This window comes from Micromonospora sp. NPDC049580, from assembly GCF_040675595.1.
In the GTDB taxonomy this organism is placed as follows: Bacteria; Actinomycetota; Actinomycetes; order Mycobacteriales; family Micromonosporaceae; genus Micromonospora.
In genome coordinates, this window is record NZ_JBFAPG010000421.1 from 1 (window position 1) to 5,618 (window position 5,618).

The 5,618-nt window shown below is 73.6% G+C and carries 6 protein-coding genes; 4 read left to right on the forward strand and 2 right to left on the reverse strand.

Annotation, left to right across the window (positions count from 1 at the left end):
• From AB0J68_RS25755 to AB0J68_RS25765, 3 genes are all read left to right on the forward strand, one after another.
• Positions 1-806: ROK family protein (locus tag AB0J68_RS25755; RefSeq protein ID WP_363940761.1), on the forward strand; the 806-nt coding region annotated here is incomplete at its 5' end.
• 344 nt (positions 807-1,150) lie between these two features.
• Positions 1,151-1,597, forward strand: coding sequence for a hypothetical protein (locus tag AB0J68_RS25760; protein WP_363940768.1), 447 nt, complete (start codon positions 1,151-1,153; stop codon positions 1,595-1,597).
• A 20-nt stretch (positions 1,598-1,617) separates the two neighbouring features.
• Complete coding sequence (locus AB0J68_RS25765; protein WP_363940766.1) at positions 1,618-2,073, forward strand: PP2C family protein-serine/threonine phosphatase; 456 nt, start codon at positions 1,618-1,620, stop codon at positions 2,071-2,073.
• Position 2,074: 1 nt separating this feature from the next.
• Here AB0J68_RS25765 and AB0J68_RS25770 read toward each other — a convergent pair whose 3' ends face one another.
• Positions 2,075-2,716 (reverse strand): MarR family transcriptional regulator, encoded by a 642-nt coding sequence (locus AB0J68_RS25770; protein WP_363940763.1) that lies wholly within the window; start codon positions 2,714-2,716, stop codon positions 2,075-2,077.
• Positions 2,717-2,812: 96 nt separating this feature from the next.
• Here AB0J68_RS25770 and AB0J68_RS25775 point away from each other — a divergent pair, with 96 nt between their 5' ends.
• Entirely contained in the window at positions 2,813-3,943 is a 1,131-nt protein-coding gene (locus tag AB0J68_RS25775) for a PP2C family protein-serine/threonine phosphatase (RefSeq protein ID WP_354857003.1), read from the forward strand.
• A 10-nt stretch (positions 3,944-3,953) separates the two neighbouring features.
• Here AB0J68_RS25775 and AB0J68_RS25780 read toward each other — a convergent pair whose 3' ends face one another.
• Positions 3,954-5,438 (reverse strand): sugar transferase, encoded by a 1,485-nt coding sequence (locus tag AB0J68_RS25780; RefSeq protein WP_354857002.1) that lies wholly within the window; start codon positions 5,436-5,438, stop codon positions 3,954-3,956.
• Between the last annotated feature and the right edge of the window lie 180 nt (positions 5,439-5,618).

Below are 5,618 nucleotides of genomic sequence, written 5' to 3' on the forward strand. Positions count from 1 at the left end.
ACCAGGCCGGGTACGGCGAGCGCGGCTCCGGCCAGGTGGACGACGCCGGCCTGGTGGACGACGCCGGCCTGGTCCGGCTCGCGCCGAACCTTGGCTGGCGGGACGTCGCGGTCCCCGAACTGCTCAGCGGGCACCCGCCCCTGACCGAACAGGTGCCGGGCATCCCGGCCCTGGTGGTGGACAACGAGGCCAACCTCGCGGCGCTCGGCGAGCTGCACTCCCGGCCGCCCGGCCCGGCGAGCTTCCTGCACATCTCCGGCGAGGTCGGCATCGGCGCGGGGATCGTCCTGGACGGCGCGCTGTTTCGCGGCGTACGCGGCTGGAGCGGCGAGATCGGCCACCTCCCGGTCCACCCCGAGGGCCGTCCGTGCCGCTGCGGAGGGCAGGGTTGCCTGGAGCAGTACGCCGGTCAGGAGGCGATCGTGGCCGGCGCCGGCCTGGTACGGGCGGAGCTTCCCGCGGACACCGCGACGGCGCGGCTGGCCGAGTTGGCCGAGGCCGGTGACCCGGACGCGCTGCGGGCGCTGCACGACGCCGGTACGGCACTCGGAGTGGCGGTGGCCGGCGTGGTCAACCTGCTGGACCTGGACACCGTGGTGCTCGGCGGCGGGTACGCCCCGCTGGCGCCCTGGCTGTGCCCGCCGGTGCTCGCCGAGATCGCGGCCCGGGTGCTCACCGCCGCCTGGTCACCGGTCACGGTCCGGCCCTCGACCCTCGGTCCGGAGGCCGCCGCCGTGGGCGCGGCCGGCTCGGTGGTACGGCGGATCGTCGCCCGCCCCGCAGGCTGGCTGAACCGCTCCGGCTGACGCGCTCTGGGCGTGCGTCGGTGCGGCTCGGTACGCTTGCCGTCGAGCAACTATCGGCGGGCGAGGAGCCCAGGAGCAGCATGCGTAGAGGTCGTCGGACGCCCGGCAGCGTCGGGCGGTGACCACGACCCGACGGGGCGGCATCGCCGGTCCGGTCGGCGGCGACTGGCAGGCGTCGCGACCACCGACCCGCCAACGCGGCGGCGGTGCGCTGCCGGCCGACTCGCCACTGGCCCGCGAGCTGCTCGACGGGCTCGCCGAGGCCGTGCTGACGACCGACGAGACCGGCCGGGTCACCCTCGTCAACGCCCGGGCAGCCCAGCTGCTCCCGGAGATCGTCGCGGGTGTCGAGCTGTCCGAGTGCCCGGTGGCGGCACTGGCCCGGGCCCTGCGGGACGGCACCGAGAGCTTCGACGCCGAGCACCACGGCCGGCACCTGCGGGGCGGTCGACGGCGTACCCACCGAGCCGAGCCCCTGGCGGGACGCCGAGGCCGCGGACCTGAGCGCCGTGCTCCCACCCGGGTTCGGCCGGCCGGGCGCGCTGCTGGTCAGCCCGATGCCCGGTCCCGGGGGGTCAGCCGGTGCACTGCTGTTGGTCCGCCGTGCCGGCCGGGCCGGCTTCGACCCACGCGACGTCGAGCTGGCCCGCGAGTTCGCCGCGCGGGCCGGCGCGGCGCTGGCCGCCGCCGAGCTGTACGGCGAGCAGGCCCACCTGGCCCGGGTGTTGCAGACCAGCCTGCTCCCGCCGGAGCTGCCGACCGTGCCCGGCGGCAGCGACCGCTGGAGCTGATCCACCTGCTCAACCGCACCCTGTTCGACGCGCCCGACGCCGCACGGCGCAGCCAGCTCACCACCCTGCTGCTCGGATCACTGGAGCGCGGGGCGGCGGGGGTGGACATCCGGATCGCCGGCGGCGGGCACCCCGCGCCGCTGCTGGTCACCGCCGCCGGTTCGGTCGTCCCGGTTCCGGTCGGCGGGATGCCGGTCGGCGCACTGGCCGACGCCCGGTTCGCCGAGGCGCAGGTGCACCTCGACCCGGGCGACCTGCTCCTCGCGTACACCGACGGGGTGACCGAGGCGAACGGCGGCCCGGTCCACGCCGAGAAGTTCGGCGCGCACCGGCTGCGCGCCGCACTGGCCGCAGCGGCCGGGCTGCCTCCGGCCGCGCTGGTCGACAGGCTGCTCCAGGTGGTGGACGAGTGGCTGGGCGGGCAGGCTCACGACGACATCGCCGTGCTGGCGGTGTGCGCGTCGGCGCCGGCCTGAGTCAGGCGGTCCGGGCCACCGGCGGCTCACCGGTGGGCCATTCGCGCGGCGTGCCCACCGCCCGCTCGGGGCCGGTCTGCCACACCGTTCGGGTCGACCGCTCCGGGCGCTCCGACGAGTCCCCCGCCGGCCCGGTGGGCCGGTCCGGATCCCGCGGGTCCGCGTCGTCCGGCCAGTCGTCTCGCCCAGGCGGCCGGTCCCCGTCATCCGGCGCCGAGCCGCTTCGCGCCTGCTGCCGGCGGGCGGCCTCGTCGAACTCCCGCATCCCGCTCACCAGGGCGGTACGGCCCGCCGGAGTCATCGCCGCCAGCACTGTGGCAATTCGCTTCTGCCGGTCGGCGCGCAGCTCCGCGAGGAGTCGACGGGCCTCCGGGGTGAGGTGCAGGGAGATCTCCCGCCGGTCGAAGCGACCCGGCTCGCGCTCCAGCATGCCGGCCGCGACCAACCGGTCGCAGAGTCGGCTGGCGGTACTGAGCAACATGTCCAGGCGGGTGGCGAGCCGGCGTAGGTTGATCCCGTCGTGCTGCTCGACCACCATCACAGCCCGTAGTTGGGCTCCGGAGACCCGGCTGGCGGTCGCCTCGCGGGCGGAATCCCATACGCCCAGCAGGGCTCCCGCCGCCGCGTCCAACGCGGCAGCCATACTCGTCGCAGGGTCCGGTGGACCGTGTTCTTCGGCCATGGTGGCCCGAGACTACTCCGAAGCCACTGGTAGTCGAGCTTTGATCAAGGAGGCCTGATGAGTAAACCGGTCAATCGGGCACGTCGTACCCTGAACGAGACACCCGCCGACCTTCTCGTGGGCAGCATCGGGAAGATCTTCAAAGAGGCGTACGGGATCACCGAAGCGGAGCTGTACCAGGTCGACTACCGCCTCTCGGAGCTGTTGCCACTCACCGAGGGTGACTCCATCCGGGACGCCGGACACCCCGCCTGGCGGGCCTTCGACCACCAGGTGCCCCTGCTGGTCGACGGCACCGCCTGGGTGCCGGTCAGCATGCGCGGCGAACGGCGGGGCGTCCTGCGTCTCGCGCCGGTGGCCGACGACCCGGCAGTGCTCGGCGAGCTGGCCGACGTCGCCACCGCGCTCGCGCACGAGCTGGCGGCCGTCTCCGCCGGCACCGACGTCTACCGCGTCGCGCGGCGCAGCCAGCGGCTCACCCTGGCCGCCGAGATGCAGTGGGACCTGCTGCCCGGCCGCAGCCGGATCCGACCCTCGTTCAGCCTGGCCGGGCAGCTGGAGCCGGCGTACGCCGTGCGGGGCGACAGCTTCGACTGGGCCGACGACGGGCAGCGTCTCTGGCTCTCCACGGTCAACGGGACCGGTGAGGGTGTCGCGGCGTCCCTGCTCACGTCGCTGGCCACCCACGCGCTGCGCAACGCCCGCCGGGCCGGCCTCAGTCTGGGTGATCAGGCCGCCCTCGCCGACCAGGCCATCTACGACGAGTACCGGGGCAAGCGGCACCTCTCCGTGCTGTTGATGGAGCTGGACCTGCGCTCCGGGACGATGAGCGTGGTGGACGCCGGCTCGCCACGCCTCGTCCTGCTGCGGGGCGGAGAGGTCACCGAGCAACCGCTGGAGGCGCAGTTCCCGCTCGGCATGTTCGAGGCGACCGACTACCACGAGCAGACGTTCACGCTGGAACGCGGCGACCGGCTCTTCGTGGTCAGCGACGGCGTGGTGGAGGCCACCGGGAAGAACGTGCGCTACGGCGAGACGGCACTGGACCGGTTCCTGCGCCGGACGGGCCCGATGGAGCCACTGGACGCCGTGCGGTCGCTGATCGGTGACCTGCGCGCGTTCGTGGCCGGCGACCTCGTCGACGATGCCGTGGTGGTCTGCCTGGACTGGACCGGCCCGCAGGCGTGAGCGGCGGCGGTCAGTACGCGCCGCGGCTGTTCAGCACCGCGCCGGCGGTCTTCCAGAGGATGGTGAGGTCGGCGGCGAGCGACCAGTTCTCCACGTAGTAGAGATCGAGTCGGATGCCGTCCTCCCAACTCAGGTCGGATCGGCCGCTGACCTGCCACAGCCCGGTCATGCCGGGCTTCACCAGCAGCCGCCGGGCCACGTCACCGTCGTAGCGGGCCACCTCCGAGGGCAGCGGCGGACGCGGCCCGACCAGGCTCATCTGGCCCAGCAGCACGTTGACCAGCTGCGGCAGCTCGTCCAGCGACCACTTGCGCAGCAGCCGGCCGACCCGGGTCACCCGAGGGTCGTCGCGCATCTTGAACATCAGGCCGTCGGTCTCGTTGCGGGTCGCCAGCTCGGTGAGCAGCGCGTCGGCGTTGACCACCATCGTCCGGAACTTGAACACGCCGAACTCCTGGCCGCCCCGACCCACCCGGACCTGCCGGAAGAGCACCGGCCCCCGGCTGTCCAGTTTGATGGCCAACGCGATGACCGCGATCAGCGGCAGCAGCAGCGCCAACGCCAGCGACGACGCCGACCGGTCGACGAACCCCTTGACCAGCTTGCGCGCACCACGGAACTCGGGCGCCTCGACGTGGATCAGGGGCAGCCCGGCGACCGGACGGGTGTGGATCCGTGGGCCGGCCACATCGGTCAGCGCGGGCGCCACGACGAGGTCGACGCCGGTCCCCTCCAGCTGCCAGCCGAGCCGACGCAGTCGGGCCGCCGTCAGCTCACCGGAGGCGGTCACCGCGACCGTGTCCGCGCCGATCGCGGTGGCGGCCTCCGGGATGCCCCGGAACGATCCCACCACCGGCACGTCACCGAGCCGCTGGGCCACCGGCGCGAGCAGCGCGTCGGGGATGCACGCGCCGACCACCTGATAGCCGGCGTACGGCTCCCGGCGCAGGGTGTGCACCAACTCCAGGACGTGTGCGGTGTCGCCGACCACGAGCACCTTGCGGGACCAGCCGGTGCCCTTCGAGCGGGCCCGGTGCAGGCGTTTGCGCGCGACGAACCGGGTCACCTCCAGCCCGACCGTGCCGACCGCGAACGAGATGCCGAGGAAACCACGGGAGACGCCGACGTCGGCGATGTAGCCGGCGATCGCGATCGCGCCGGCCAACCGCAGGCTCGCCGAGCTGACCCGCCGGTACTCGTCCGCCCCGTAGCCGACGACCCGGTCGTCGTAGCAACCGAGCGCCTTGAGGGAGATCAGCCAGGCCAGGACCAACCCCGGCGCCACCAGCACGTACGGGATCTTGGAGCCGACCGGCTCCTCGTCCCCGAACCGGCCGACGTACCCGACGAGCAGCGCGATGATGAGGATTGTGGTGTCCAGCACGACCAGGACCCGGACGTAGGACCGTTCGTCGGCGCGGGCCACCAGCCCGCTCGGCGGGCCCTCCGGCGTCGCCGAGGTGCTGGCGGGGGTCAACAGTGTCGCCGCGGTCACCGGCCCTCCCACTCTGCTCAGGACGGCCCCGGCCGACGAGTCGGGCCGGAGGCGGACGGACGATGCCGGGACACGTCGACATCCTGCCTTGATAACTATGGCTGCCGATTGCTTCCGACGTATTGCCGTCACTTTTCTTCAACCCTGCGGCCATAAAAGGAACCCGCCGTACCGCGTCAG